27 protein-coding genes are annotated in these 26501 nt (G+C 66.7%); 12 read left to right on the plus strand and 15 right to left on the minus strand.

Features of this window, described 5'->3' with window-relative positions; genetic code table 11:
* The first annotated feature begins 192 nt into the window (after window positions 1-192).
* Complete coding sequence (locus tag ACTOWJ_RS02405) at window positions 193-1986, plus strand: M4 family metallopeptidase (RefSeq protein ID WP_441332975.1); 1794 nt, start codon at window positions 193-195, stop codon at window positions 1984-1986.
* Window positions 1987-2061: 75 nt separating this feature from the next.
* Here ACTOWJ_RS02405 and ACTOWJ_RS02410 read toward each other — a convergent pair whose 3' ends face one another.
* Window positions 2062-3294 (minus strand): DUF418 domain-containing protein, encoded by a 1233-nt coding sequence (locus ACTOWJ_RS02410; protein ID WP_441332976.1) that lies wholly within the window; start codon window positions 3292-3294, stop codon window positions 2062-2064.
* Window positions 3295-3939: 645 nt separating this feature from the next.
* A complete protein-coding gene (locus tag ACTOWJ_RS02415; RefSeq protein ID WP_441332977.1) occupies window positions 3940-4419 on the minus strand; it encodes an FKBP-type peptidyl-prolyl cis-trans isomerase in 480 nt (159 codons plus the stop codon).
* A gap of 133 nt (window positions 4420-4552) precedes the next feature.
* On the opposite strand from ACTOWJ_RS02415, the gene ACTOWJ_RS02420 reads away from it, so the two are divergent.
* Complete coding sequence (locus ACTOWJ_RS02420; RefSeq protein ID WP_441332978.1) at window positions 4553-5131, plus strand: C40 family peptidase; 579 nt, start codon at window positions 4553-4555, stop codon at window positions 5129-5131.
* Window positions 5132-5393: 262 nt separating this feature from the next.
* Window positions 5394-6035: a C40 family peptidase gene (locus ACTOWJ_RS02425; protein WP_441333075.1), complete on the plus strand. Its 642-nt coding sequence runs from the start codon at window positions 5394-5396 to the stop codon at window positions 6033-6035.
* 185 nt (window positions 6036-6220) lie between these two features.
* Here the strand turns inward: ACTOWJ_RS02425 and ACTOWJ_RS02430 are convergent, their stop codons facing one another.
* Window positions 6221-6718 (minus strand): acyl-CoA thioesterase, encoded by a 498-nt coding sequence (locus ACTOWJ_RS02430; protein WP_441332979.1) that lies wholly within the window; start codon window positions 6716-6718, stop codon window positions 6221-6223.
* On the minus strand, window positions 6715-7332 hold the full coding sequence (locus ACTOWJ_RS02435) for an NADPH-dependent FMN reductase (protein WP_441332980.1): 618 nt from the start codon (window positions 7330-7332) through the stop codon (window positions 6715-6717). The genes ACTOWJ_RS02430 and ACTOWJ_RS02435 overlap by 4 nt, the downstream gene beginning before the upstream one ends.
* Window positions 7333-7443: 111 nt before the next feature.
* Here ACTOWJ_RS02435 and ACTOWJ_RS02440 point away from each other — a divergent pair, with 111 nt between their 5' ends.
* Complete coding sequence (locus tag ACTOWJ_RS02440; RefSeq protein ID WP_441332981.1) at window positions 7444-7878, plus strand: hypothetical protein; 435 nt, start codon at window positions 7444-7446, stop codon at window positions 7876-7878.
* A 365-nt stretch (window positions 7879-8243) separates the two neighbouring features.
* Here ACTOWJ_RS02440 and ACTOWJ_RS02445 read toward each other — a convergent pair whose 3' ends face one another.
* Window positions 8244-9662: a M16 family metallopeptidase gene (locus ACTOWJ_RS02445; RefSeq protein ID WP_441332982.1), complete on the minus strand. Its 1419-nt coding sequence runs from the start codon at window positions 9660-9662 to the stop codon at window positions 8244-8246.
* 12 nt (window positions 9663-9674) lie between these two features.
* Window positions 9675-11105 (minus strand): M16 family metallopeptidase, encoded by a 1431-nt coding sequence (locus ACTOWJ_RS02450; protein ID WP_441332983.1) that lies wholly within the window; start codon window positions 11103-11105, stop codon window positions 9675-9677.
* Between the two features lie 227 nt (window positions 11106-11332).
* On the opposite strand from ACTOWJ_RS02450, the gene ACTOWJ_RS02455 reads away from it, so the two are divergent.
* Window positions 11333-11821, plus strand: coding sequence for an NUDIX hydrolase (locus ACTOWJ_RS02455; protein WP_215056417.1), 489 nt, complete (start codon window positions 11333-11335; stop codon window positions 11819-11821).
* A gap of 190 nt (window positions 11822-12011) precedes the next feature.
* Here ACTOWJ_RS02455 and ACTOWJ_RS02460 read toward each other — a convergent pair whose 3' ends face one another.
* The 5 genes from ACTOWJ_RS02460 to ACTOWJ_RS02480 form a co-directional block, all read right to left on the minus strand.
* Window positions 12012-12548 (minus strand): hypothetical protein, encoded by a 537-nt coding sequence (locus ACTOWJ_RS02460; protein ID WP_441332984.1) that lies wholly within the window; start codon window positions 12546-12548, stop codon window positions 12012-12014.
* Between the two features lie 8 nt (window positions 12549-12556).
* Window positions 12557-13351 carry a hypothetical protein gene (locus ACTOWJ_RS02465; protein ID WP_441332985.1) on the minus strand — a complete coding sequence of 265 codons (795 nt, stop codon included), beginning with the start codon at window positions 13349-13351 and terminating at the stop codon, window positions 12557-12559.
* An 88-nt stretch (window positions 13352-13439) separates the two neighbouring features.
* Complete coding sequence (locus ACTOWJ_RS02470) at window positions 13440-14765, minus strand: dicarboxylate/amino acid:cation symporter (RefSeq protein WP_441332986.1); 1326 nt, start codon at window positions 14763-14765, stop codon at window positions 13440-13442.
* Between the two features lie 7 nt (window positions 14766-14772).
* Window positions 14773-14940 carry a hypothetical protein gene (locus tag ACTOWJ_RS02475; protein ID WP_441332987.1) on the minus strand — a complete coding sequence of 56 codons (168 nt, stop codon included), beginning with the start codon at window positions 14938-14940 and terminating at the stop codon, window positions 14773-14775.
* Window positions 14937-15380, minus strand: coding sequence for an ArsR/SmtB family transcription factor (locus tag ACTOWJ_RS02480; RefSeq protein WP_441332988.1), 444 nt, complete (start codon window positions 15378-15380; stop codon window positions 14937-14939). Before ACTOWJ_RS02480 ends, ACTOWJ_RS02475 begins: the two co-directional genes overlap by 4 nt.
* Window positions 15381-15620: 240 nt before the next feature.
* Here ACTOWJ_RS02480 and ACTOWJ_RS02485 point away from each other — a divergent pair, with 240 nt between their 5' ends.
* Window positions 15621-16793 (plus strand): MFS transporter, encoded by a 1173-nt coding sequence (locus ACTOWJ_RS02485; protein ID WP_441332989.1) that lies wholly within the window; start codon window positions 15621-15623, stop codon window positions 16791-16793.
* Window positions 16794-17025: 232 nt separating this feature from the next.
* Window positions 17026-18735, plus strand: a complete 1710-nt coding sequence (locus ACTOWJ_RS02490; RefSeq protein WP_441332990.1) for an alkaline phosphatase — start codon at window positions 17026-17028, stop codon at window positions 18733-18735.
* 251 nt (window positions 18736-18986) lie between these two features.
* On the opposite strand, the gene ACTOWJ_RS02495 is transcribed toward ACTOWJ_RS02490, so the two are convergent.
* Window positions 18987-19439 (minus strand): CopD family protein, encoded by a 453-nt coding sequence (locus ACTOWJ_RS02495; RefSeq protein WP_441332991.1) that lies wholly within the window; start codon window positions 19437-19439, stop codon window positions 18987-18989.
* Between the two features lie 127 nt (window positions 19440-19566).
* On the opposite strand from ACTOWJ_RS02495, the gene ACTOWJ_RS02500 reads away from it, so the two are divergent.
* From ACTOWJ_RS02500 to ACTOWJ_RS02510, 3 genes are all read left to right on the plus strand, one after another.
* On the plus strand, window positions 19567-20175 hold the full coding sequence (locus ACTOWJ_RS02500; RefSeq protein WP_441332992.1) for a class I SAM-dependent DNA methyltransferase: 609 nt from the start codon (window positions 19567-19569) through the stop codon (window positions 20173-20175).
* 278 nt (window positions 20176-20453) lie between these two features.
* The gene (locus ACTOWJ_RS02505) at window positions 20454-21701 is read left to right on the plus strand and encodes a polyhydroxyalkanoate depolymerase (RefSeq protein ID WP_441333076.1); all 1248 of its coding nucleotides are present in this window, start codon (window positions 20454-20456) and stop codon (window positions 21699-21701) included.
* A gap of 520 nt (window positions 21702-22221) precedes the next feature.
* The gene (locus ACTOWJ_RS02510; protein ID WP_441332993.1) at window positions 22222-22617 is read left to right on the plus strand and encodes a hypothetical protein; all 396 of its coding nucleotides are present in this window, start codon (window positions 22222-22224) and stop codon (window positions 22615-22617) included.
* 67 nt (window positions 22618-22684) lie between these two features.
* Here the strand turns inward: ACTOWJ_RS02510 and ACTOWJ_RS02515 are convergent, their stop codons facing one another.
* Entirely contained in the window at window positions 22685-23668 is a 984-nt protein-coding gene (locus tag ACTOWJ_RS02515) for a sensor domain-containing protein (RefSeq protein ID WP_441332994.1), read from the minus strand.
* On the minus strand, window positions 23665-24030 hold the full coding sequence (locus ACTOWJ_RS02520; RefSeq protein WP_441332995.1) for a PadR family transcriptional regulator: 366 nt from the start codon (window positions 24028-24030) through the stop codon (window positions 23665-23667). The genes ACTOWJ_RS02515 and ACTOWJ_RS02520 overlap by 4 nt, the downstream gene beginning before the upstream one ends.
* A gap of 251 nt (window positions 24031-24281) precedes the next feature.
* Here ACTOWJ_RS02520 and ACTOWJ_RS02525 point away from each other — a divergent pair, with 251 nt between their 5' ends.
* Complete coding sequence (locus ACTOWJ_RS02525; RefSeq protein ID WP_441332996.1) at window positions 24282-25232, plus strand: peptidylprolyl isomerase; 951 nt, start codon at window positions 24282-24284, stop codon at window positions 25230-25232.
* 210 nt (window positions 25233-25442) lie between these two features.
* Here ACTOWJ_RS02525 and speG read toward each other — a convergent pair whose 3' ends face one another.
* Window positions 25443-26045: a spermidine N1-acetyltransferase gene (gene speG / locus ACTOWJ_RS02530; RefSeq protein WP_441332997.1), complete on the minus strand. Its 603-nt coding sequence runs from the start codon at window positions 26043-26045 to the stop codon at window positions 25443-25445.
* A 115-nt stretch (window positions 26046-26160) separates the two neighbouring features.
* On the opposite strand from speG, the gene ACTOWJ_RS02535 reads away from it, so the two are divergent.
* Window positions 26161-26457, plus strand: coding sequence for a hypothetical protein (locus tag ACTOWJ_RS02535; protein WP_336092502.1), 297 nt, complete (start codon window positions 26161-26163; stop codon window positions 26455-26457).
* Window positions 26458-26501: the final 44 nt, after the last annotated feature.

The raw sequence follows: 26501 nt of genomic DNA on the forward strand, positions 1-26501 counted from the left end.
TGTGACGCCTTGCGCTGGTTTTCGCTGCGTGCATCGGCGCCGCAGGCATAAGGTCGTCAATGCTCGCCGACAAATAAAACACAGCCATTCAATGTCGATGAGTCTCCCATCGGTTCGGGAGCGCTTGTTTTGCGCACTTTCGCGAGAAGGCGCGCGAGCACATTCCATCCATCTTGTAGGGGATCCAAACGCATGCAACTCAAGACCGCTCTGCTGAGCACGGCCGTGGTCGCCGCGCTCGTCGCCTTGTCCACCCAGATCGGCGCGGACTCCACCCCGGCACCGACGTCTTCGCTCAAAGCCGCCGCCGCATCGCGGCCGACGCAGGCCGCGCACGCCACCGCTTCGTTCGCGCAACCTGCCGCATCCGACCACGCCGCGCTCGGCGCGATCGCCGGCGCCGCCGGCGCGCGTCCGGGCAGCGAGCTGGCCACGGCTTCCGATTCGCCGACGCAAGCCGACGCCTCGCCTGCCGCGAGCCGCGCGCGCGGACTGCTCTCCGGTGCGGCCGCGCAGGAAATCCATCGCGTCCAGGCCGATGCCTTCATCGCCCGCGACGTGATGATCGACCGCGACGGCACCGAGCACGTGCGCATGGAGCGCAGCTACCAGGGCCTGCCGGTGATCGGCGGCGACTTCGTCGTGCACAGTCAGGACGGCGAGCTCAAGTCGATCAGCCAGGGCGACAACGTGCGCACCTTCGGCCGTCCCGACATCCAGCCCAAGATCAGCGCCGAACAAGCGCGGATCGAAGCCGGTGCCGCATTCGACGGCACGGTGACCTCGGTCGCCTCGACGCAATTGGTGGTGTTCGCGCGCGCGGTCGAGCCGACCCTCGCCTATCAGGTCGACGTGCTCGGCGAACGCCGCGCCGATCCCGCGCCCGGCAACATCAGCTACTTCATCGACGCCGGCAACGGCAAGCTGCTGCAGGAAGACGATCGCGTCCATTCGGCCGCCGCCAACGGCACCGGTCGCAGCCTCACCCTGGGCAACGTCGGCATCGTCACCAACTCGGTCTCCGGCGGATTCCAGATGACCGATCCCAGCCGCGGCAACGGCCAGACCCTGGACGCCGGCAATCGCAGCAGCGCCAGCGGCACGGTGTTCAGCGACGCCGACAACACCTGGGGCAACAACACCACCTCAGACCGCGCCTCGGCCGCAGCCGACGCTCACTACGGCGTCGCCGCCACCTGGGACTATTACAAGAGCATCCACGGCCGCAACGGCATCTTCAACGACGGCCGCGGGGTCAAGAGCTATGTGCATTACGGCCCGACCAATCTGGTCAACGCCTACTGGAACGGCTCGTCGATGCTCTACGGCGACGGCGACGGCGTCACCTATCGCCCGCTGGTCGCGCTGGACGTAGCCGGCCACGAGATGACTCACGGCGTGACCGGCGCGACCGCGCGCCTGGGCTACTACAACATCAAGGACTCCGGCGGCATCAACGAAGGCATCTCGGACATCTTCGGCACCCTGGTCGAATTCAGCGTCGGCAATCCGAACGATCCGGGCGACTACCTGTTGGGCGAGGAAATCTTCATCAGCAATCCGGGCGACAAGAATGCCCTGCGCCAGATGTTCAAGCAGGACGCCGACGGCAAGTCGAAGGTGTGCTACCCCAGCGGCGGATTCACCGCATCGCAGACCTATGCGCGCGGTCCCTTCGATCCGCACTTCACTTCCGGAGTGCTCAACCGCGTGTTCTACCTTGCTTCGGAAGGTTCGGTGGTGCCGAGCGGTTTCAACTATACGAAGGCCCAGTTGGTATGCAACAACGACACCACGATCGCCGGCGTCGGCCGCGACAAGATCGGCGCGATCATGTACCGCGCGCTGACCCGTTACTTCGTCTCCAGCACCACTTATCCGCAGGCGCGCACCTGGACCTTGCAGGCCGCCGCGGATCTGTACGGCAACACTTCGGCCGAGTACACCACCCTCGCCCGCGCCTGGACCGCGGTGCAGGTGAACTGAGCCGTCGCCTTATCCGCTGAAGTCGTCGCGACACCGAACGGCCTGCGCAAGCGGGCCGTTCTTCGTCCCGCGCGCCTAGCCGTCGCCGCGCAAGCGCATCGCCGGCCGCCGCCAGTACGCGAACGCGCGCCACAGCCATTCCACCGGCCCGAAGCGGTAACGGCGCAGCCACCACGCGCTGGCGATCATCTGCAGCGCGAACAAGACCATGGCCACGCCGAACAGCTCGGCGAACGACAGCCGTCCCCACAGATTCAGGCCGTGGTGGTAGAGCGTCCAGGTCGCGATCAACGATTGCGCCAGATAGTTGCTCAGCGCCATGCGGCCGGCCGGCGCGAAGCGCAAGGGCCAGCGCGCGCCGGCCTGCAGCATCAGCAGCACCGCGGCGATCAGCGCCAGCGCCAGCGGCAAGCCCGCGAGCATGTGCAGGGTCTGCGCGAGCATCGAGGAAGCGCTGAACAACACCAGCGACGGCGCGCTGTCGAGCATCACGCTGGCCGCGGTCGCGGCCGCGCCGATCGGCAAGCCGTAACCGACCATCGCGCGCAACGCGTCGCGGTGCCGGGCCGGATCGGCGACGATCCCGCTGCGCACCAGCCCGGCGCCGATCAGGAACAGACCCAGCGACAGCGGCAGCATCAGGCTCCATCCGCCCATCGTGTTCTCGGCGAAGAACCGCAGCCGCTGCGCGGTCGCGGCGAAGTAATCGCCTTGGCCGTACGCGACGATTTCCGCGACATGCTCGGCCTGCGCGCGCGCCACCGCCGTCGGGTTGGCTTGAGCGACGCCCGGCACCGTGAATGCCGCCGCGATCAGCAACATATAAGCGACCGCGCTCAGGTACAGCGCCAGGCCCAGCTTGAGCCATGCCTCGCCCGACAGCCGGCGCAGCGTCAGCAGCACGAACGCACTCAAGGCGTAGGTCACCAGGATGTCGCCGGCCCAGATCAGCCAGGCATGGATCAAGCCGATCGCGAGCAAGCCCAGGCTGCGGCGCAGGTAGATCGGACGGAAATCGCGGCCGGCCGCTCCCGCGCGCTCCAGCATCACCGCGAAACCCATGCCGAACAACAGCGCGAACAAGGTCCAGAACTTGTTGCGGACCACGATGTAGACGAACGCCGACAAGGCGTAGTCCAGACCGCTCAGCGCCGGATCGATGCCTTCGCGCAACTGCGCGAGCGGGCCGGCGAAGCTCGACAGATTGCTGAGCACGATGCCGAGCAGGGCGATTCCGCGCAGCGCATCGAGCGCGATCAGACGCTCGCGTGCGGGAATCGGCGCCAGTTCGGGCGATGCGGAGTTCATGCGGGGCCTTGCTGCCGGACACGGGTCGCCGGGGTTATGAGGGTGTGCGAGCGAAATGGTGGATAGAGGCGGTCTTCGCAGACTACGCTGACCGAGTCGTGAGGGTGGTGCGCGACGCTGGTGCGAAGGCCAGGTTCTAAAGGCCAGGTTCTAAAGGCCAGGTTCTAAGAGCGTGGTTCTATCGGGAGCATCCGCTCTTGAGGGAACGCTCGCTTTTGTGAGAGGGCTGCTTCTGTGGGAGGGCTGCCTTTGTGAGAGGGCTGCCTTTGTGAGAGGGCTGCCTTTGTGAGAGGGCTGCTTTTGTGAGAGGGCTGCTTTTGTGAGAGGGCTGCTTTTGTGAGAGGGCTGCTTTTGTGGGAGGGGCTTCAGCCCCGACGCTTTTCGACACGGTGAGATGGATGCCGCCCGTGGCGGGTTCTTCGAGAGCTGAGCGAAAAGCGTCGGGGCTGAAGCCCCTCCCACAAAAGCAGCCTTCCCACAGCAGCGCCCCTCACAAAAGCAGCCCTTCCACAACAGCAAGCCTCTTCCCAGAGCACGCCTCCCTCACAAGAGCAGATCGCTCCCACCACCAGAACCCGCGCAAAACAAACGGCCCGCTCGCGCGGGCCGTCCGATTGCAGCGCCAGCGTGGTACGAACCGGCCGCTTAGTGAGCGTGACCGCCGTCGCCGTGGACATGGCTGTGCTCGATCTCTTCCTTCACCGCTTCGCGCACGTCGACGATCTCGACCGCGAAATGCAGATCCTTGCCGGCCATCGGATGGTTCAGGTCGACGTCGACCACGCTCATGCCGATCTTCTGGATGGTCACCGCGCGCGGGCCGAAATTGGTCTGCAGCACCGCCTGCATGCCGACTTCCAGCTTGGTGTCCTTGAAGTACTTTTTCGGCACGCGCTGGGTCAGGCCATCCTGGCGCACGCCGTAGGCGTCGGCCGCGACCACGTCGACTTCGAACTTGTCGCCGGCCTCATGGCCTTCCATCGCCTTTTCCAGGCCCGGGATGATGTTGTTGTGGCCGATCAGGATCGCCAGCGGATCGCGGCCTTCCGAGGTTTCCAGCGGCTCGCTGCCCTGCTCGGAAACGGTGTAGTGGAAACGCACGACGCGATCTTTTTCGATTTTCATGGCAAGTCCGGCTGGGAAGACCGCCCACGGGGCGATCAGGAAAGGTAACGGCGGCGCCGATGTGCACGGGCCGCCACAAAACGTCACATGGATTGTCTTGTCGCCGCCGCCGATAGCCGCCAAGCTATCGGCCGTGACGAAGGCCGCGCATTATCCCGGCAACACCGCTCCCGCGCCAGCGCGCGGGCCGCTGCCGTGGACGGCGTTGCTGCTGGGCCTGGCCCTGTGCGGCCTGCTCGCGGCCTGCGGCGGCAGCCAGCAAACCGTCCGCCGTCCGCCGCCGGCCCAGCCCACCCGGGTCTGGCCGCACGTCGATCCGGAGAACCCCGGCGCCGCCAACTCAGTGCTGATGCGCGCCTTCAGCCTGGTCGGCACGCCCTACCGCTACGGCGGCAATACCCCGGAAGGCGGCTTCGACTGCAGCGGCCTGGTCAACTACGTCTATCGCGACATGCTGGCCCTGAGCCTGCCGCGGACCTCGCGCGATCTGGCCGGCTACCAGGGTCCGCGGATCGAGCCGATGCGGCTGGCCGCCGGCGATCTGGTGTTCTTCGGAAGTTCCGGCAACGTCAGCCATGTCGGCATCTACGTCGGCGAGGGACGCTTCGTCCACGCCCCCAGCACCGGCGGAACGGTGCGGCTGGACCACCTCGACGGCCCCTACTGGCGCAACCATTACAGCGGCGCAAAGCGCGTTCTCAGGAAGAACTGAGACTTTTCTGAATGCGGTCCAGGTCTCGGACTGGTCGGAAATGTGAGGAAAATCACATACCTGTTAACAGTCGTCTAACGAAATTTGAACCAACGTCGCGTCTTCGGCAGGTATCGTCCCCTACCGGTGACAACTTTGTGATTAATAAGTGACGACCCAAACCAATCGCCACAACCGCCAGGCTGCCACCCCCCAAGCATCTTGCGACACCGCCCAGAGCCGCTCCGGCCGGGCCACCCAACGTCTTCTGCTGACCGCTGCGCTGGCGGTTTGCGTGCTGCCCGCTTTCGCCCAATCCGCTCCCCAGACCGGCGTGACCGGCTCGGCGATCGGCGGCGGCCTGCCCGGCGGCCCCTCGCTGCGCAACGACTCGGCCGACGCGCCGGAGCCGACCGCCAGCAACATGCTGCCGGAGGCGATGACCCTCTCCGACCGCGCCCTGATGCTCGCCACCGACCTCAACCGCCTGCTCGGCCAGAGTCAGGACGTGGCGCTGAGCAAGACCGACATGCCGGTCGCCGAACAAGGCCGGATCAAGGGGATGCTGCAACGCGCCCTGGCCCTGCTCGGCACGCCCTACCGCTGGGGCGGCACCTCGCCCGACCAGGGCTTCGATTGCAGCGGTCTGGTCGGCTACGTGTTCCGCAACGCCCTGGGCATCGAACTGCCGCGCGTCTCGCGCGAGATGGCCAAGACCGGCGAAGTGATCGAACGCGACTCGCTGACCGAAGGCGACTTGGTGTTCTTCGGCCGCCGCGGCCGGGTCGACCACGTCGGCATCTATCTCGGCGACGGCCGCTTCGTGCACGCACCGCGCACCGGCAAGGACGTGACCGTGTCCAGCCTGGACAGCGGCTATTGGAGCGGCAAGTTCATGGAAGCGCGCCGGGTCGACGGGATCTGAGTCCGCATTCCATACGAATCGAACGAAACAGGCCGCCTCCGGGCGGCCTGTTTCGTTTTGACGCGGCCGATCTCGCCCCCTGCGCGGGCCGCGACCGCGACACCACGCATGCGACGCAAGACCGCAGTCCCGCGGTCGCGGCTCGCGCCGCTCCTACAGTCGCTGCGCCGAACCGACGCCGCCGCTCAGCCTTCGCGGACGTACCGCTCCACCGTCGCCTCGATGCCCTTGCTCAGTTCCATCACCTTGAGCGCGTATTCGGCCAGACGCTTGTCGTCCTCGGTCTCCGGGGTCCACGGCGGCACCGGCGTGGGCCTGCCTTCGACCTGGTCCATCGCCACGAACACGATCACGCAATGCGTGCACAGCCGTTCTTCCGGCTCGCCGTCGTCCAGGCCGGGATCGCGCGCCTTCACGTCGACCGCGAAATGCATGCTGCTGTTGCCGGTCAGGATCAGCTTGGTGTGCACGGTCACCAGATCGCTGATCCGGATCGGCGCGACGAAACGGATGCCGCCGACCGCGACGGTGACGCTGTACTTGCCGCTCCAACCGACCGCGGCGGCGTAACCGGCCTGATCGATCCATTTCATCACCATGCCGCCATGGACCTTGCCGCCGTAGTTGACGTCGGTCGGCTGGGCGAGGAAGCGCAGGTTCAATTCGCGTTGCTGGCCTTTCATGCGCGGGCTCCGGCGGCAGACGGGTTGTAGACCTGCAGATGCCGCACCACCGCGGCGCCGACGCGATGCACCGCTTCGCGCGCGCGCTCGTCGCCGAGCTGGCCGTAATCGAGCAGTTTTTCGCCGGCCTGGCCGACCGCGACCTGCTGCGGCACCACGATCAGGCCGAGCTTGGCCAGCGCGTCGCGCAGCACCAACAACGAACGCAGCCCGCCCAGCGGCCCGGGCGACGCCGAAACGATGCCGGCGACCTTGTCGGCGAACAGGCTGGTGCCCGAACGGCCGTCGCCGATCGGACGCGAGATCCAGTCCAGGGTGTTCTTCACCAGCGCCGGCATCGAGCCGTTGTACTCGGGCGTGGAGATCAGCAGGCCGTCGTGTTCGGCCATCAGCGCCTGCAGGCGGCGCGCGTTCTCCGGCAGGCCTTCGGCTTCGATGTCGCCGTCGTAGATCGGCAGCGGGTAGTCGCGCAGTTCGATCTGGGTGATCCGGGCGCCGGCGGCGCGCGCGCCCTCGGCCAGCACCGGAATCAGGCGGCGGTTGTAGGAGCCCGAGCGCAGGCTGCCGGCGAAGGCGAGCAGGCGCGGGGCATCGGACGGGCTGGCGGTAGACATACGGTCCTCCGTGGCAAGGCGGCATTATGCGCGAGCCGGTGCGAAGGTGAGTGCTTGAAACGCAGGGCCCGCGGCGCGATGCTCGGCGCGTCCACAGGCGGGAGCGGGCTCATGGGGCGCACGATATTGGGAGTGATCGTCGGCATGCTGGTGGCGATGGCGACGATGCAACTGTTCGAGTACGGATCGGCGCGCGTGCATCCGTTGCCGCCGGGCGCCGATGCCTACGACGCGGCGACGATGGCCGCGCATATCGCCTCCGCGCCGCTGACGGCGCTGTTGCTGGTGGCCGGCGGCTGGATCGTGGCGGCGTTCGACGGTGGCCTGGTCGCCGCGCTGATCTCGCGCCGGCACCGGCGCGGCGCGGCTTTGAGCGTCGGCCTGCTGATCGTGTGCGGCGTACTGGCGGTGTCGTGGATGTTTCCGCATCCGCTGTGGATGACGGTCGCCGGCCTGCTGTTGCCGGTGCCTGCGGGTTTGCTGGGCGCCTGGCTGGTAAGGCGGCCGGTGCCGGGCACGGAAGAAGGCGTTACGCGGCGAGGCTGATGCAGCTCGCTTTTGGTCCTTTGAGACAGAACGCTCTTTCCTACCGTCATTCCCGCGAAAGCGGGAATCCAGTGACTTCAAACGTTCTCGCACAAAAGGCACTGGATTCCCGCTTTCGCGGGAATGACGATCTGGGAGGATGGCGCTGGAGGCTGGCGATGCTTGGTCATTGCCGAACAAAACGCTGTCCGCTGATGCGGAAACCGCGCAGGCTCGCGCGCGGCCAAAAAAACCCCGGCCGCTAACGGCCAGGGCTTAGATTTTTCAGCGAGGACAAACCTTGACGAGGTAGTGCAACACGACTCGAAATGTTGTACCGCAACGATCCGGCCGACCTCACCGCCGAGATCGCGCCGCCGACCGCCTCACTTCTCCTGCTTGAACTCGCCGTATTCCTTGAGCTGCGATTGCACCGCCTTGTAATCGCCGACCACGATGATCGACTGATCCTTGGGCGCGTAGTACTTCTTCGCCATCGCCTGGACCTGGGCGGCATCGATCGCGCGGACCTTCGGCACGTATTCGCCGAGGAACTCCGGCGGCAGGCCGAACAGCCAGTTGCTCGCCAGCGACATCGCCACCGCGCGCTGCAACTGGTTGTTGATCAGATAACCACCGGCGACATAGCGCTTGGTGTCTTCCAGTTCCTGCGCCGGCACTGGGTAGTCGTTGAGCTTGCCGAACTCGTAGATGAACTCGCCGATCGACGCGCCGGTGACTTCGTTGCGCACATCGGCCGCGGCCTGCACCGCGCCGCCCGACAGCAAGGCGCTGAGCCCGCCGCGCGCGCCGTAGGTGTAGCCCTTGTCCTCGCGCAGGTTCTGCATCAAGCGGCTGCTGAAACCGCCGCCGAGCACGATGCCGGCCAACTGCGCCGGGATGTAGTCGGCGTCGGTGGCGGGAATCGCCGGGCGGCCCAGCCGCACCGCCGACTGCACGCTGCCGTCGCGCTGCACGAACACACGCGCAGGCAGTGCGCTGCGGCGCGCCGGAGCGGTGTCGGCGATGGGCTCGCCGCTGGCTTTCCAGTCGCCGAATGCGGCCTCGGCGAGTTTGAAGCCTTCATCGGCGCCGATGCGGCCGGTGATGACCAGCAGGGCGCGATCGGGGCGGAAGCGTTTGGAGTGCTCGGAGCGGACTTTCTCCGGGGTGATGGCGTTGATCGACGCTTCGGTTGGCTGGATCCGCGCATACGGATGATCGCCGTAGGTCGTGGCCAGCAACGCGCGCGTGGCCTTGAACGAAGGCTGCGCCTGCGCGGCCTTCAAACCCTGCAAGGCGTTGGCCTGGGCCAGCTTGACCTCATCGTCGGGGAAGCTGGCGCCTTCGGCCACCTCCGAGAGCAGGTTGAGCATCGGCGCGGCCTGGGTCGGCAGCGCATTGGCGCTGAGCAGCACGCCGTCGTTGACCGCGCTGGCGTCGATCGAACCGCCGTAGCTCTGCGCGGTTTCGGCGATCGCCTTGGCGTTGAACTTGGCGGTGCCCTCCACCAGCAATCCGGCGTAGAGCGAAGCGAAACCCGGCGCGTCGGCGGCATCGGCTGCGTAGCCGGCGTTGCGCACGGTCAGTACGTAGTCCACGCGCGGCAGACCCTGGCGCGGCACTACCCACACCTGCAGGCCGTTGGCGAGGGTCTTCTGCGCGATCTGCGGAACCGGCAGCGCTTTATCGGCGGCCAGCGGCGGCAGCCGTTCGGGCAATTTGGCGCTGGGGCCGGCGACGGCGGCGAACGAGCCCAGGGCGAGCGAGAGGGACAGCGCGAGCGAAGTGGTTAGGAGTCTCATGGCGTCGTGTCCTCAGTTCTTGCCCGACGGCGCGGCCGTCTGGGGCTTGCTCGCGTCGGCCTTGGCCGCGGGCGCAGCGGCCATGGCGGCCGGCCGGCGATCGATCACGGTGCGGTTGGCACGGGTCAGATAGGTCTTGGCCACACGCTGGACGTCGGCCGAAGTCACGCCTTCGATCCAGCCGGGAATCTTGTTGACCACGTTGGCGTCGCCCCACAGGGTCTGCATCAGCGCGATGGTGTCGGCGCGGTCGATGAAGCTCTCCAGGCCGTTGTACCAGTCGGCCAGCATCTTGGTCTTGACCCGCTTGAGGGTGGCCGCGTCGACGCCGTTCTGGGCGATCTTGGCCACTTCCTCGTCGATCGCGGCCAGTACCGCGTCGGCGTTGGTGTCGGGCTTGTACAGGGCGAACAAGGTGTAGAGCGTGGGGCCGTTGTAGGTCCACGGATCGACCAGTCCGTACAGCGGTTCGATGTTGAGCGCGATCTGGCGTTGCTTGACCAGTCCCTGATACAGGCGCGAGGCATCGTCGCCGGCCAACACGTTGCCGAGCACGGCCATCGGCGCGTGATCGCGGCTGCCGCGCGCGGGCATCTTCCAGGCCGCGGCGATCGCCGGCACCTGCGCCAGCGGGTCGCTCTGGCTGATCCGCTTTTCGGCGGTGTTCAGGCCTTCGCTGTAATCCGGCGGCGCCGGGGTCGGCCGACCGGGGACCGCGGCGAAGTACTTGTCGGCGAGCTTGAACGCCTCTTCCGGACTGATGTCGCCGGCGATGCCGAGCACGGCGTTGTTGGGACCGTAGTAATCGCGATGGAAGGACTGCACGTCGGCCAGGCTGGCGTTTTCCAGATCCTGGAAGCTGCCGTAGCCGTCGTGGTTGTTCTCCCACTTCTGGAACGCGTGCTGGCCGATGTCGATCCACATGAAGCCGCCGTAAGGCTGGTTCTTCACGTTGACGCGGATTTCTTCCTTGACCACGTCCTGCTGGTTCTTCAGCGTGGCCGGGTTGAAGTCCAGGGTCTTCATGCGGTCGGCTTCCAACCACAGGATGCGGTCGAGCGCCGACACCGGCGCGACCTCGATGTAGTTGGTGAAATCCGGACGGGTGGAGCCGTTGTTGCGGCCGCCGCCGCCGCTGATGACCTGATCGAACACGCCCTTGGGCGCGACCGGGGTGCCCTGGAACATCAGATGCTCGAACAGATGGGCGAAGCCGGTGCGGTTCTTCGGCTCCAGGCGCATGCCGACGTGATAGACCACGCTGACGCCGACGGTCGGCGAGCTGCGATCCTGGGATACGACCACGGTCAGTCCGTTGTCGAGTTTCTTGACCGCCACCGGCAACTGCCAACGATCGCTCTCGGCCGCGGACGCAGTGGCGAACGCGGCGGTCGTGATCGTGGTCAGTCCGGCGAGCAGCATGCTGAGGCGACGCTTGCGCATGGGGTGCTCCCTGTCCTTGTCGAGATGGTCGGGTGATGGTGGAACCGTGGCGATTATGGCCGCATGACGCGCCGCCGCCGCAAACCACCGCACATTAACCCGGGGCCGTGGCGCCCGTGCGGGCCGGAAGTCACGTAGCCGGGCCCGCGCCCCTGGCCGTCGCCCGGACAATCGCCGACACTGTGCGCCTGCAGTCGCGCTGCGTCCTTTCCGATACCGATCCGCCGATGCCGTATACGCCTATCGTGGCCACCCTGGGCTACGTGATCTCGCCCGATGGCCGCCAAGTGCTGATGGTCCATCGCAACGCCCGCCCCGACGATCACCAACTGGGCAAATACAACGGCCTGGGCGGCAAGCTCGAAGCCGACGAGGACGTGGTCGCCGGCATGCGCCGGGAAATCTTCGAAGAGGCCGGGATCGACTGCACCGCGATGCAACTGCGCGGCACGATCAGCTGGCCGGGCTTCGGCAAGCACGGCGAAGACTGGCTGGGCTTCGTGTTCACCATCACCGCCTTCGAAGGCGCGCCGTTCGCGAGCAATCCGGAAGGCACGCTGGAATGGGTCGACATCGAGCGCCTGCACGAACTGCCGATGTGGGAAGGCGATCGCGAGTTCCTGCCGCTGGTGTTCGACGCCGACCCGCGTCCGTTCCACGGGGTGATGCCCTACCGCGACGGACGCATGGTGTCGTGGAAGTTTTCGCGGATCTGAGTGGAGAGCGGCACCCCCGATTCGATATCGAGGCGCGGAACCGCAGCGATTGGTGTCTGGCTTTTGTGGGAGGGGCTTCAGCCCCGACGCTGTTCGATCAGACGGGGCCGTACCACCGCTTCGGAGCGAACAGCGTCGGGGCTGAAGCCCCTCCCACAAAAGTTTCCGCGCCTGCCGACGCACCGCGCGCTCAACCGCCGATCCGCACCGAACCCTTCCCGCCTTGCTGCTCGAACACGAAGCTGAAAGCCAGGCTCACCGCGACCGCTTCTTCGGTGCCGGTCACGCAACCCTGTTCGTCCGGCTTGGGACCGGGGTAGACGCAGCGGAACGCGGGATCGAAACGCCACTGCGCCGCCGCCGTGCGCGCGGCTTCGATGAAACGTGGGTCGTGGCCGCTGCCGCCGGGGCAACCGGCCTTGGCGTCGTCGATCGGCTGACTGTCCATGACCCGGCCGTCGGCACCGATCGCCACCCGCAGGCACACCGTCTGCGGCGGCAGCCGGTGCGCCAGCAGTTCGGACGGATACGCCGGCACCGAATTGCCGGCCTCGGCCAACGGCATCTGGAAGGTTTCGTTGTCGGCCAACTGCATGCGGTCGGTGCTGGGCATCAGCTTGTCGATCGAGCGCACGCCGACCGCGCCGCTGAGGCCGGGATCGACAAGCGGTTGCGGCGCGGTGGTCGCGCAACCGGCCAGCCACAGGGCGCATGCGCCGGACATCATCCTCGTCTTCATATCGGTCCTCGCGATTCGGATCGGGTCGATTCGGATCGGTTCGGATGATCGCGCAAGCGCAGAGCTCGCGCCACATCCGCCGCAGTCAGGCCTCCGGCCGACATCAGCCGCCGCCGCACCTCGCCCCACGGAACCTCCCAGACCGCCCGGTCGGGCGGCCAACCCCGGCTGGGCACGTCGTACTGCGGCACGAACGCCAGTTCGGCACCCTCGAACGCAATCGACAGCACGGTCCGCGAACGCGGCGCCCGGCGCTGCACCGCACCTACCCGAGGCCATAGCAGCGGGAGCATGCGGTCGTCGGCCGGATCGCCGCCGACTTCGCCGTAGTCGTATACCTCAAGACAGCGCGAGGGATCGATCCGCAGTAACTGCATTACGCGTTCGCCATCGGCATGCACGAAACATTCGCAGCCGCTGAATCGGTAATGCTCTTCATCGATCACGGCTGCGCGCAGATCGGCGCGGGCCGCGCGAATGCGCTCGCGATCCAGCCAACGGGGCCACAAGCCCAGCAGGATTTCGCTGGTGGCGCACACCACGGCCGTCAGCACGATCAACTGCAGCGGGCCCAGCCATTGGCTGCATCCGTCCGCGCACGACGGCAGCCAGTCGCGGCCGAACCACAGGACATTGACCAGCACCAGGATAAGCGCCGCGGCGATCAGGCCAGCGCGCCCCAGGGCGATCCAAATCGTCCACCTGAACCGCGCAATCGGGAACCGCACACTCGCGGCCAGGGTCCGCTTCTCTTCGTCCGTCATCGGACGCGACACGATTTCCATCGACATCCGACCCGCCTCCTTGCATCGACACCTCGCGGCGCATGCGTCGCCAGGTCGTTCCTTGCTTCGGCCCTCGCGGACCGCGCCGCCGCGATCAGGTGGCCCTGTCCTCTTCCAAGCCCACGTTGGTCGGCGCGGCCTCGTACACCGCGCGGTCGAGCAGGCCGGTTTCCTTCGCCACCAGCACCGGCACCAGCATCTGCCCGGTCACGTTGGTCATGGTGCGCATCATGTCGAGGATGCGATCGATGGCGTACAGATAGCCGATGGTCTCCAGCGGCAAACCCGCGGCGCTAAGCACCACGGTCGCCATGATCACCGCCGTGCCGGGAACGCCGGCGGTACCGAAGCTGCCGAGCACCGAGGCGATCAGCACGATCAGATACTGGTCGGCGGTGAGCGGCGTACCGGTGTATTGCGCGATGAACACCGCGCACAGCGCCGGATAGATCGCGCCGCAGCCGTCCATCTTGATGCTCGCGCCCAGCGGCGAAGCGAACGCTGCGTAATCCTTGTTGACGCCCAGGTTATGGATGATCGAACGCATCGCCACCGGCATCGCGGCGAAGCTCGACGAGCTCACGAACGCCACCTGCATGCCCGGCGCGGCGCCGCGGAAGAACTTGAGCGGGTTCAGGCCGTGCGCCAGCAACAGGCCGCTGTAGACCACGACGATGTGAATGCCGCAGGCCAGGTACAGCGCCAGCACGAAATTGCCCAGCGGCAGCAGCTTTTCGAAACCGTAGGCGCCGACCAGGGCGGCGATCAGGCCGAAGGTGCCGATCGGGGTGACTTCCAGGACGAAGCGGGTGACCTGGATCATCAGCTCGCTGGCCTCGCCGACCAACTTGCGCACGCCGGCGATTTTTTCGCCGAGCTTGACCATCGCGAAACCGAGCAGCGCGGCGAAGAAGATCACCGGTAGGATCGAACCCTTGCCCGCGGCGAGTACGGTTTCGCCGGCCGCGTTCTTGGTCGTGCCGATGCCGGTCAAGGCGTAGAACGGATTGCTCGGCACCACGTCCAGCAGCACCTTGGTCACGCTGGGCACGTCGCGCGGCTTGTACGCCGAATCCATCGATAAGCCGATGACGCCGGTACCGGGTTGCAGGATCGTACCGACCGCCAACCCGACGCCGACCGCGAGCACCGCGGTCAGCGCGAACCACGCGAACGTGCGCCCGCCGAGCGCGGCGATCGATTTTTGCCCATGCAGCGAGGCCACCGCGTTGATCACCGCGAAGAACACCAGCGGCACCGCGATCATCTTGATCAAGGTGACGTACAGATCGCCCAGCGGACCGAACCAGGTTTCAGCCGAATGACCGAAGGCCCAGCCGGCCAGCGCGCCGAGCACGAAGCCACCGACCACGCGTTGCCAGAACGGAATGCGGAACCAGGCCGAGAACAGAGCACTCATCGCGGGGCTATCCAATCAATGCAGCGTGGGGCGCGCGCGGCGCGGCGGCGCGAAAGGACGACACGATAAACAGCTTCGCCATCGCGCCGGCTGATGGAAGTGCATAAGCCGGCAACCAAACCTCATTAGTGTGAACCGCTTCGGCAAAACGCCGCATCGCGGTCTGCGCTTTCATGCGCGGGCCTTGCCGGCGCGCGCGGGCGCCGGCTCGCCGCGACGGGCGCGTGCGGCGGGTTTGGCCGCGGGTTTGGCTACGGGATTTACCGGCGCCGCCGGCGCTCTGCCCGGATATTTCGCCGCCGGCACGCCGCCCGCGCAGTCCAGGATCGCGCTCAGCAAGCCCGGGAAGCGGCGCTCCAGATCGTCGCAGCGCAGGGTATTGAGATTTTGCGTCCCGGATTTGACGGTATGGACCAGACCGGCCGAACGCAGCACATCGAAATGCCGCGACAGCGTCGCGCGCGGCAATTCCTCGTCGATGCAGGCGCCGATGCACGACACCGGCTGATCCTTGCTGAGCCCGCGTACCAGGCTCAACCGCACCGGATCGGCGAGCGCGTACAGCACGGTGGTCAGTTCGATGTCGTCGGTGGCGGGGTGATGCAGAGGTCTCATGGCGACAGCTTGCAACAAGCCGGGGCCTGCTGCTATATTTTCCATAGTTCCGAATATCGGAACAATAGAATATCACCATTGAAACAGGAAAAGAAAAGCGTCAGTGGGGAATCGGGAATGGATGGGCGCACGGCGGGGTCGTCGCGGCGGCGCTCGGTTCGTTGATTCGAGACTCCCCTGCTTGCGCTGCTCCACCCGCTGCTCCCCTCATCCCCGCTTTTCACTCCTGCTCCACTCCTTATGAACAAAGCGCTCTTCGCCCTCCTCCTCGGCGCCTTCGCCCTCGGCTCGGCCGAGTTCGGCACCGTCGGCCTGATTCCTTCGCTGACCCATCAACTGCATCGCAGCAGCGACGAGTTGGGTTGGCTGGTGGCGATCTACGCCATCGGCGTCACCCTCGGCGCGCCGCTGCTGACCCGGTTGCTGCAGCGTTACGACACCCGGCTGACCCTGGCGGTGTCAATGGGCGTGGCCGGCGTGTTGACCGTGCTCGCCTCGATGACGGAACACTTCGGCCTGCTGTTGGCCGCGCGCTTGTTGCTCGGCGCCAACCACGGCCTGTTCTTCTCGCTGGCGATGCCGTTGGCCGGCAAACTCAGTCCGCGCTCGACCATCGAAGGCATGGCCCAGGTGATTTCCGGCCTGACCATCGCCATCGTGCTGAGCATTCCGATCATGGGCTTCGTCAGCGATCACTACCGCTGGCAGATCACCTTCTGGCTGCTCGGCGGCGCCTATCTGATCGCCGCGGCGGCGATGTGGCGCTGGATTCCGGCCCGGGCCGGCGCGCGCGAGATCGAATCGCAGCAGGTCCGTTTCGGCGAGGTGATCTCCAATCCGCGCGTGCTGTCGGCATTGATGAAGATCGTGTTGTTGTTCGGCGGTTACTTCATCGCCTATACCTACCTGCCCAAGCTCATCATCGATTCGCTGGGCTACAGCCAGGACACGGCGAACTTCCTGCTGTTGCTGTTCGGCATCGGCGTGGTGCTGGGCAATCACTTCGGCGGCATGGCCGCGGCGCGGTTCGGCGTGTCGCGCACCATCGGTTTCAACTACGCGCTGATCGCAAGCTTGTTCCTGGCGATCTACTTCCTGATCGGTCTGCCCTCGTTCGCGTATGCCGGCATCCTGGTGCTGGGCTTGTTCGCGATGAGCTCCACGCCGTCGCTGGGTCATTACGGAATCGAGATCTCGCGCCGGCTGATTCCGGGCTCGGCCGAGATCGCCTCCAGCCTGACCGTGTCGGGCTACAACATCGGCATCGCCCTGGGTTCGCTGATCGGCGGCGCGGTGTTGCGGCAGGTCGGCTTGAATCAGGTCTTGGTGGTGGCCGCGGCGGTGATCGGGCTGGGGCTGGTGGTGAATTTTCTGGAGCATCGGGCGGATCGGCGCCTGGATATGGCGATCTGAGTAGTGGCGAGGTTGTTGTGGATTCGCGGTCGCGGCTCGCGCCGCCCCTACATGGGCTTGCTGTAGGAGCGGCGCGAGCCACGACCGGCCCAGCGCAACGTCCCAATCCTCTACCCGCCAGACCGCCACGAAGGGCAAAACTCAGGCTCGCGCAACCGGCGCCAGCGCCCAGCCACGGTCACACGTCCAGGGCATAATCGCCGGCTTGTCATTCCCAACGCCCGGCCCGCCCATGTCCAAGCTGCGCTCCGCTTCCGTCCTTTTCGTCCCCGCGCTGCTGACCGCCTGCGCGTCCGCAACGCCGGCCACCCGCGCCGACGCGCCGTCGGCCGGCGTCGTCATCGACGTGCCGACGATCAAGCACCCGCAGGAGGAAACCCCGGCGTGGTGGTATCGCGACGGCGCCGCCCAGGCCGCGCAGCGCGGCGCGGCCTCGGGCAAGGCCAAGAACGTGATTCTGTTCGTCGGCGACGGCATGAGCCTGACCACGGTCGCTGCCGCGCGCATCCTAGCCGGCCAGCTCAAGGGCACGCCTGGCGAAGAGAACCGGCTGAGCTGGGAACGCTTCCCCGCGACCGCACTCAGCAAGACCTACAACACCGACGCGCAGACACCCGACTCGGCCGGCACCATGACCGCCATGGCCACCGGCGTGAAGACCCGTGCCGGCGTGCTCAGCGTCGGCCAGAAGCCGGCGCGCGGCGATTGCGCCGGCGCTCAGGCGACGCCGCTGCTGACCTTGTGGGAACTGGCCGCCGGCAGCGGCCTGGCCACCGGCGTGGTCACCACCACCCGCGTCACCCACGCCACCCCGGGCGCGACCTTCAGCCACTCGGCCGATCGCAACTGGGAAAACGACATGGACCTGCCCGACAAGGCCAAGGCCCAAGGTTGCACCGACATCGCCCGGCAGATGATCGAATCGCCTTACGGCAACGGCCCGGACGTGCTGATGGGCGGCGGCCGCGGCAACTTCATGACGGTGGAACAGCGCGATCCCGAATACGACGACAAGGTCGGCCAGCGTTTGGACGGCCGCGACCTGATCGCGACCTGGAAGCAGCGTCACCCCGGCGGCGAGTACGTGTGGAACGCCAAGCAGTTCGCCGCCGCGCCCAAGGACCAGCCGCTGTTCGGCCTGTTCGAACCCGACCACATGCAGTTCGACCACGACCGCCCGCAGGACGGCGCGGGCGAGCCGTCGCTGGCGGAAATGACGGTCGCGGCGATCGAGCGCCTGCAGCGGATCAAGGGCGACAAGGGATTCGTGCTGCTGGTCGAGGGCGGCCGCATCGATCACGCCCACCACATGGGCAATGCGTATCGCGCGCTGACCGACACCATCGCCTTGAGCGAAGCGGTTGAAGCGGCCAACAAGGCCACCTCCGCGGACGACACCTTGATTCTGGTCACCGCCGATCACTCGCACACGCTGAGCTTCGTCGGCTACCCGGTGCGCGGCAATCCGATGCTGGGCAAGGTGCGCGGCACCAGCGGCGAGGACGGCGACGCCAACGACTACGCGCGCGACGCGCTCGGCAAGCCCTACACCACGCTCAACTACAGCAACGGCCCGGGTTACACCGGCGCCAGCTCGCAGCAGGCCGAAGGTCCGCACACCTTCCCGCACACCGCCAGCGGCATGCAGGAAATCGAAAAGGGCCGGCCGGACCTGACCAAGGTCGACACCCAGGCGCCGGACTACATGCAAGAAGCGCTGGTACCGACCAGCAGCGAAACCCACGGCGGCGACGACGTCGGCATCTGGGCGCGCGGTCCGGGCAGCGGCGCGGTGCGCGGCAGCGTGGAGCAGAACACCATCTACCACTTCATGCTGCAATCGATACCGACCCTGCGCGCGGCGCTGTGCGCGAAGGGCGATTGCGATGCGAACAAGGTGCCGGTGATGTTGCCCAAGGCGGATGACTTCAAGAGCAAGTGAGGTTGTCGGCGATCTGATCGGAATCCCCTGCTCCCTTTTTCAAAGAAGGGAGCGGCACGGGCTTCGGGCCAGATGCGAGTTTTTGAATCGCATCCGGCGTAAACAAGAAACGGCGGCCTTCGAGGCCGCCGTTTTTCGTTCGCGCTCCACGCCCACCCGCGACCGCCGCGCCACCCAAACGCAACGACGCAAGCAGTCTTCCCCTTTGCAAAAGGGGGATTAAGGGGGATTCGCTCTGCCCGCCCGCGCCGTCAGAACGGCTTGGCCAACACCAACCAGACGATCGCGATCAAGGCCAGCAACGGCAACTCGTTGAACAAGCGCAGCGTGCGCGACGACGGCAACGCGCGCCCCTGGTCCACGCCCTTGAGCCAGCGCCCGGTGAAGATGAAATAGACCAGCAGCACCGCGACCAGAGTCAGCTTGACGTGCAGCCAACCGCCGACCGCGAACATCTGCGGCAAACCGTCGCCGAACACGCGATAGCCCTGCCACATCAACAAACCGCACAGGAACGCCAGGCCGAACATCATGTGGCCGAACCGATACAGCTTGCGCCCCATCAACACCAGCCGCGCGCGCACCGCCGGCTCCTCGCCGGCCTCGGCGATATTGACCAGGATCCGCGGCAGATAGAACACCGAGGCCATCCAGGCGATCACGAACACGAGATGGAAGGTCTTGGTCCACAGATAGGCGTTCATCGCGGGCTTCCTGAAGGCAGGCTGGCAGTGACGGAGGAATGGCGGCGGCGTCGCGCCCGATGCGCGAGGCGGCCTGGCGCCGCCCGGCGCGTTAGGATGCCACGCTCCACCGCAACGCACGGCCACGATGAGCAAACAGTACGACGCCGATTACTTCCAACGCTGGTACCGCGACCCGGCCCTGAAGGATCAGGCCATCGGCGGCGCCGCGCGGCTGGCGCGCAAGGTCGCGCTTGCCGTTGCCACAGCCGAGTACCACCTCGAGCGTCCGATCCGCACGGTGCTCGACATCGGTTGCGGCGAAGGCCCGTGGCGGGCGCCGCTGCTCAAGCTGCGCCCGCGCCTGCAGTATCTGGGATTCGACGGCAGCCAGTACGCGACTGCGCGCTTCGGTCGCAGCCGCAACCTGCATCTGGCGCGCTTCGGCGATTTCGAGTTCCTGCGTCCGTGCTCGCCGGCCGATCTGCTGATCTGCAGCGACGTGCTGCATTACCTGGACACCCGCGAACTCGACCGCGGCCTGCCCGGCCTGGCCGAGTTGTGCGGCGGGGTGGCGTTCCTGGAGACCTTCACCCGCGAGGACGGCATCGAGGGCGACACCCTCGGCTTCAAGCGCCGGCCGGCGAAGTTCTACCGCGAGCGTTTCGCCGCGCAGGGATTCGCCGCGCTGGGCTCGCACCTGTGGCTGGCGCCGGCGCTGAGCGGGGGGACCGCGGCACTGGAGACCCTCGGCTGAGCCTCGTGTCGCCGATGTAGGAGCGGCGCGAGCCGCGACTGCGCCCTCGCAGCCACGACGCGACCGGCCGGATGGCGGTCGCGCCGCTCCTACAGTTGGAAAGCAGGAGATTCCCGGGACCACCTGTATCGCCCTCGCCTGATACGCGATCCGGCCTCCGAGGGCCATTCACGCGACCGCTGTCCCGATCCGCTATGCTGCGGCGCAGCAAACCGCACGTGCCGGAACCCGTTACGCTCCGGCGCCAGTTCGTCCGCCACTGAGAGTCCGACCCGATGCTGCTTTACCAAATGCACGAACTCGGCCGCGCCTGGATGGCCCCGATGACCTACTGGGCCGACGCCGGCGCGAAGATGTTCGCCGCGCCCGGCAGTTGGCTGTCGGGCGTGCCCGGCGCCTCGCGCCTGGCCGCCGGCTACGAATTGCTCTACCGCATCGGCAAGGACTACGAGAAACCCGAGTTCGGCATCCATTCGGTGCAGATCGACGGCAACGCCTATCCAGTGATCGAACGCGAAATGCAGCGCAAGCCGTTCTGCCGGCTGCTGCGCTTCAAGCGCTACGCCGACGACGCCGACAACATCGCCGAGCTCAAGGACGATCCGCCGGTGCTGGTGGTCGCGCCGCTGTCGGGCCATCACAGCACCCTGCTGCGCGACACCGTCAAGACCCTGCTGCGCGACCACAAGGTCTACATCACCGACTGGGTCGATGCGCGCATGGTGCCGACGCAGGACGGCGCCTTCACCCTCGACGACTACATCGGCTACATCCAGGATTTCATCCGCCTGATCGGCGCCGACACGCTGCACGTGATCAGCGTCTGCCAACCGACCGTGCCGGTGCTGGCCGCGGTGTCGCTGATGGCCGCGCGCGGCGAACCCACCCCGCGTTCGCTGGTGATGATGGGCGGGCCGATCGACACGCGCGAAAGTCCGACCAAGGTCAACGACCTGGCCGTGCACAAGCCGCTGTGGTGGTTCGAAAACAACGTGATCCATCACGTGCCGGCCAACTTCCCCGGCCGCGGCCGCCGCGTCTATCCGGGCTTCCTGCAGCACGGCGGATTCATGGCGATGAATCCCGAACGGCATTTCCAATCGCATTGGGATTTCTATCAGGATCTGCTCAAGGGCGATCTGGAAGACGCCGAATCGCACCGCCGCTTCTACGACGAATACAACGCCGTGCTGGACATGCCGGCCGAGTACTACCTCGACACCATCCGCATTGTGTTCCAGCAACACCTGTTGCCGCGCGGGCTGTGGGACGTGGCCGGCGAGCGGGTAAATCCCGGCGCGATCAAGAACACCGCGCTGCTGACCATCGAAGGCGAGCTCGACGACATCTCCGGCCAGGGCCAGACCCGCGCCGCGCACACGCTGTGCACCGGCGTGTCGAAGAACGATCGCGAGCACATCACCGTCGACGGCGCCGGCCATTACGGCATCTTCAGCGGCCGCCGCTGGCGCGAGCAAGTGTATCCGCAGGTGCGCGACTTCATCGCCAAGAACGCGGCGAAGTAACCGGCGGGCCGCGGCCCGTCCTGTCGACCGAGCCGGCCACGGGGCCGGAACCGTTTCGCGCCGGCCCGTCCGGCGCGATTGCGTTGTTGCGCGCATAAATCGCGGCGGCGGCCTTCGCCGCCCCGGATGCGATGGGTCGTGTCCGGCCGCGGCGCCGGAATCCGTACTTCTTGTCAGGTCGGCCACGCACGCGCATCGCGTGCGGGCGACTCTCACGGCGAACCACGACCAGGACGGTCGTCACCGCGCCACGATCGATATCGGAACCGGCACAGATGGCCACGGATGGCTCACCCCATGCTCAACAGGTCATGCACAGCAGGTCGCGCTCGGCAGAGCGCGCTCGACAAATCACGTTCGGCGGATGCGGCACGCCCGCTCGCGCCTCGCCTCGCCTGCCCGTCCTTGCACGAATCCTGCCTTTCACAGTCCTGAGCCGCACAGCGGCCGCGGCATGGTCCGGTCGCGGGACCGCCGGCGCCATCCTCTCCCCCAGGTCCCGCATCGCAAGGAGAGCTGCATGAAGAAGGTTTTACTCGCCACCCTGGCCTGCGCCCTGATGTCGTTCGCGAGCGCCTCGCAAGCGGCCGACGCGCCGTGCCGACAGGCGCGCAGCATGGTCGACAGGGACTTCCAGGTGCGCGACCAGACCTGCCTGGTCGCCGGTCCGAACCATGTGCGATGCCGGGAAACCGAAATCGCCGAGAACCTGTCGTGGACGGCGATGGATCAGCGTTGCCCGATCCGCACCGACAGCTCCTGCCGGTTCGGACGCATGGACATCGACCGCGCCCGTGCGACCCGCGCCGACATCTGCCGCCGGGCCAACTCGTCCAACGATCCGGCCTGCGTGTCGATGCGCGGCAACGAACTGGCCAGCTTCCAGACCTATAAATCGGTGTGCTGGAACGATTGATCCGTCGACGCAACGAAGCCGGCCCTGCGGCCGGCTTCGTTGTCCGCACCGCTCGCGCGAGGCGGCCTCAGTCGCGCTGCGCGCCCTGCACTAGCAGGTGCTTGGCCAACTGCGCGTGCGAGTAGCCGATCAGGCGCGCGGCGTGCAGCGTCGCGAACAACAGCAAGATGCCAGCCACGAAGAACAACGGCATCAGCCAAGGCTCCCATGCGCCGAGCCAGGAAACGCCGTCGATCATGATCGCGCCGTCGATCAGGCCGAACATCTTCAGGAACGGCAGCGCGATCAACACCAACGGCAAGGCCAGGCCGATCACCGCCAGGGTGAAGTACAACGTGCCCAGCGGCATCATCAGCATCATGTACAGCAAGGTGCCCCAGGTGCGCGGGTCGGTGAACATCTCCTTGATCCGCTCCAGCACCGGCCGATTGCGATTGCTGTACAGCGGCCGCCGCGGCATGCGCTCGCCGAGCATCACCTCGACCAGGCGTCCTTCCACCAGCGCCAGCACCCGCACCGAGCCCACGAACAGGATCAGCAGCGGCACGCCGATGATCAGCACCAGCAGGCCCAGCGACAGCGACACGCCGATGTTGATCCAGGTGAAATAGAAAGTGCCCGTCGCCAGCGACAGCAGCATGTAGAACAGCGCCCCGTAGGTGCGCGGTTCCAGCGCAACGCCGAAGAAGCGGCCGAGCATGGATTTGCGCGGCGCCGGCTTGGGCGCGCGCAACGCGGTCTGCACCTTGACCTCGGTGTCGCGGTAGATGTCGGCGACCTCGTCGGGCGCGCCGTAGCTGCCGGCGACCGCGGCGATCACCTGGGCCTCGCTCTGGCCCGGGTTCTCGGCCATTTCCGCGCGCAGATACTCCTCCGCGTCGTACAGCGCGTCCTGGATCAACGCCGGATCGGCGCCGCGCAAGGCCGCGCGCAGCCGTTCGAGGTATTGCGCGATCGAATGCGGCAAGGCATCGCTGTCGTAGCTGGCCTGCGCCTGAGCCGCGGACGCCTCGGAGTTCGGGTAGTGGCCTGTACCGGCTATGGCGTTCATGCAATCAGCCCCTGGAGTACGGAATCGACGGAATCGCGGGTGGCGCGCCAGGCCTGCACCCATTCGTGCAGCACGGCCTGGCCGGTCTCGGTGATGCGGTAATAACGCCGTGGCGGTCCGGTCACCGACGGCTCGACATAGCTGTCCAGCAGTCCCGCCGCGCCCAGATTGCGCAGCACCGGGTACAGCGCGCTCTGCTTGCCGCTGAGCACGCCCTCGCCCTCGCGTTCCAGGCGCTTGGCGATCTGGTAGCCGTACATCGGCTCCTGCGCCGCGCTCAGCACCGCCAGCAAGGCCAGCGATACGGTGCCGGCGCTGAGCTCTTTCTGGAACTTGCGCAATTGGCTGTCGAGCTCGGTCACGGGGGCCTCGGGCGGCGGGACTACTCTGGAGCTGATGCTATTACGAAGTTCGGTATAGCGAGTGTGCCAGTAGTCATCCGCACTTCCGATGCGTGCCGTCCCCGCCCGGTTCAGGCCGCGCCCGGCTGGAGTACGCTTCGGCGACCCGGCCGCTGCTGCTTCGCGATCGAACACCGTTCCCCCGGCCCCAGCGACCTCGCCGGATTCATCTGCGGCGACTGCGCCCGCCCATCCTGATCTGGAGATCGTCCATGCACCGCAAGCGCACCACCGCATTGCTCGCCCTGGCCCTGAGCGCGGCGATCGCCGCTCCGCTGAGCGCGCAGCCCAACGCGCCCGCCGCCGCGCCGGCCAAGGCGCGCACCATGCAGCAGGTCATCGACGCCAGCCAGGCCTCCGACTGGCGCGCGCTGGATCCGGACAACACGCTGTACCTGGAATTGGCGCGCGGCCGGGTGGTGATCGAGTTGGCTCCGCAGTTCGCGCCCGAGCACGTCGCCAACATCCGCGCGCTGGCGCATAACGGTTATTGGAATGGGCTCAGCATCAATCGCTCGCACGACAACTACGTGGTGCAGTGGGGCGACGCCGACAGCGAAAATCCGGCCAAGCGCAAGCCGTTCGGCAAGGGCGTCAAGAACAAGCTGCCGGCCGAGTTCTCGCGCAAGAGCGCGGGACTGGCGATGACCGTGCTGCCCGATCCCGACGGCTGGGCGCCGCAGGCCGGCTTCGTCGCCGGGTTTGCGGCCGCGCGCGATTCCGACAAGGGCGACAGTTGGCTCGCGCATTGCTACGGCACCGTCGGCGCCGGTCGCGATCTGGCCGCCGATTCCAGCAACGGCGCCGAGCTGTATGTGGTGATCGGCCAATCACCGCGCCATCTGGATCTCAACATCACCACGGTCGGCCGGGTGATCCAGGGCATGGAGCTGTTGTCGGCCTTGCCGCGCGGCACCGGCCCGCTGGGGTTCTACGAAACCGCCGCCGAACGTACGCCGATCCGCGCCATCCGCCTGGCCGCCGACGTGCCGCAGGCCGAGCGCGCCAAGATCGAAGTGCTGCGTACCGACACGCCGTTGTTCGCCGACCTGATCGAATCGCGGCGCAATCGCCAGGACGATTTCTACAAGCGGCCGGCCGGCCACATCAACATCTGCAATGTGCCGCTGCCGGTGCGCGCGGCAGCTGCGGCTAAATCCTGAATTGCAGCGATAGCCCCTCTCCCGCGAAGCGAGATATCTCCCCAAGCCGATAGCCCCTCTCCCGCAAAACGAGCTCTCTCCCCGACGCGATACCCCCTCTCCCGCAAAGCGGGAGAGGGGTTGGGGTGAGGGCACGCGGCATAACAGTTACCGCCGCCAGCCAACCTCACTCATCTCATCCGCCCGTCGAGCGCCTTCCCCCGCACCACGCTATCGACTGCGCCAGGCGCTGGCCTGCCCCAACACCTGCGGTTGGAACAGACACATCCGCACCACGTCGTGATAGCGCCCGTCGCTGAAGAACTCGTCGATCAACACGCCTTCGCGCTTAAAACCCGCGTCTTCGTAGATCTGGATCGCGCGGGTGTTGTCGACGTCCACCAGCAGATACAGCTTGTACAGATTCAACACCCGGAACGCGTAGTGGATCGCCAGCCGGGTGGCCGCGCGCGCATAGCCGCGGCGCTGCTGTTCGGGCGAGATCATGATCAGGAATTCGGCGCGCCGGTGCAGGTGATCGATCTCGACCAGTTCCACCAGCCCCACCCGCTCCTGGCCGCCGTCCTGGACGATGAAACGGCGCTCAGACTGATCGTGAATGTGCTTGCGGTACAGCTCTTCCAACTCGACGAACGACTCGTAGGGTTCCTCGAACCAGTAACCCATCACGCTGCGGTTGTTGTTGAGCACATGCACGAAATGCAGATCGCCGCGCTCGAGCGGACGCAGTGTGACGCTGGGCACGGGGACCGACGACGAGGCGGATTCGGAAGTCAGGCTCTCGGACGGCCGGTTTTCGGAGGACGTGTTCATGCCCTATAGCCTACTCGCGCGCCATGCAGCCGGTGTGACGCTTTGTGACGTTTCACACCCTCTTAGCCGACGCCTGCCTAGCCTGCCAACTCCCCCACGCTGCCAGGCCACCGCCATGCCCCTGCTTCGATTGCGCATCACCGGCAACGACGACGACGCCCGTGCGATCGGCAATCTGTTGTCCAGCCTGGACGGCATCGAACACGTCGAGGAAGTCGCCGACCTCATGCCGCATATGGACGACTCCGATTCCAGTTCCGCCGGCCTGCCCGACGACGCCGGCCCCGGCGTGCACGAACTGGAAATCGACGCGCCCAATCCCTCGACCGCCAACAAAGTCCGCGAAGCAGTCGAAGCCCTGGCCTTCGATCTGGACGTGCTGGTCGAGTTCGAAAGCGAAGAAGAGCGCTGAACGCACGATCCAAAATTGCCGTTCCTGACGTATAGATCCGAAGC

This window comes from Lysobacter sp. CA199, assembly GCF_052078715.1.
Taxonomy (GTDB): Bacteria; Pseudomonadota; Gammaproteobacteria; order Xanthomonadales; family Xanthomonadaceae; genus Lysobacter.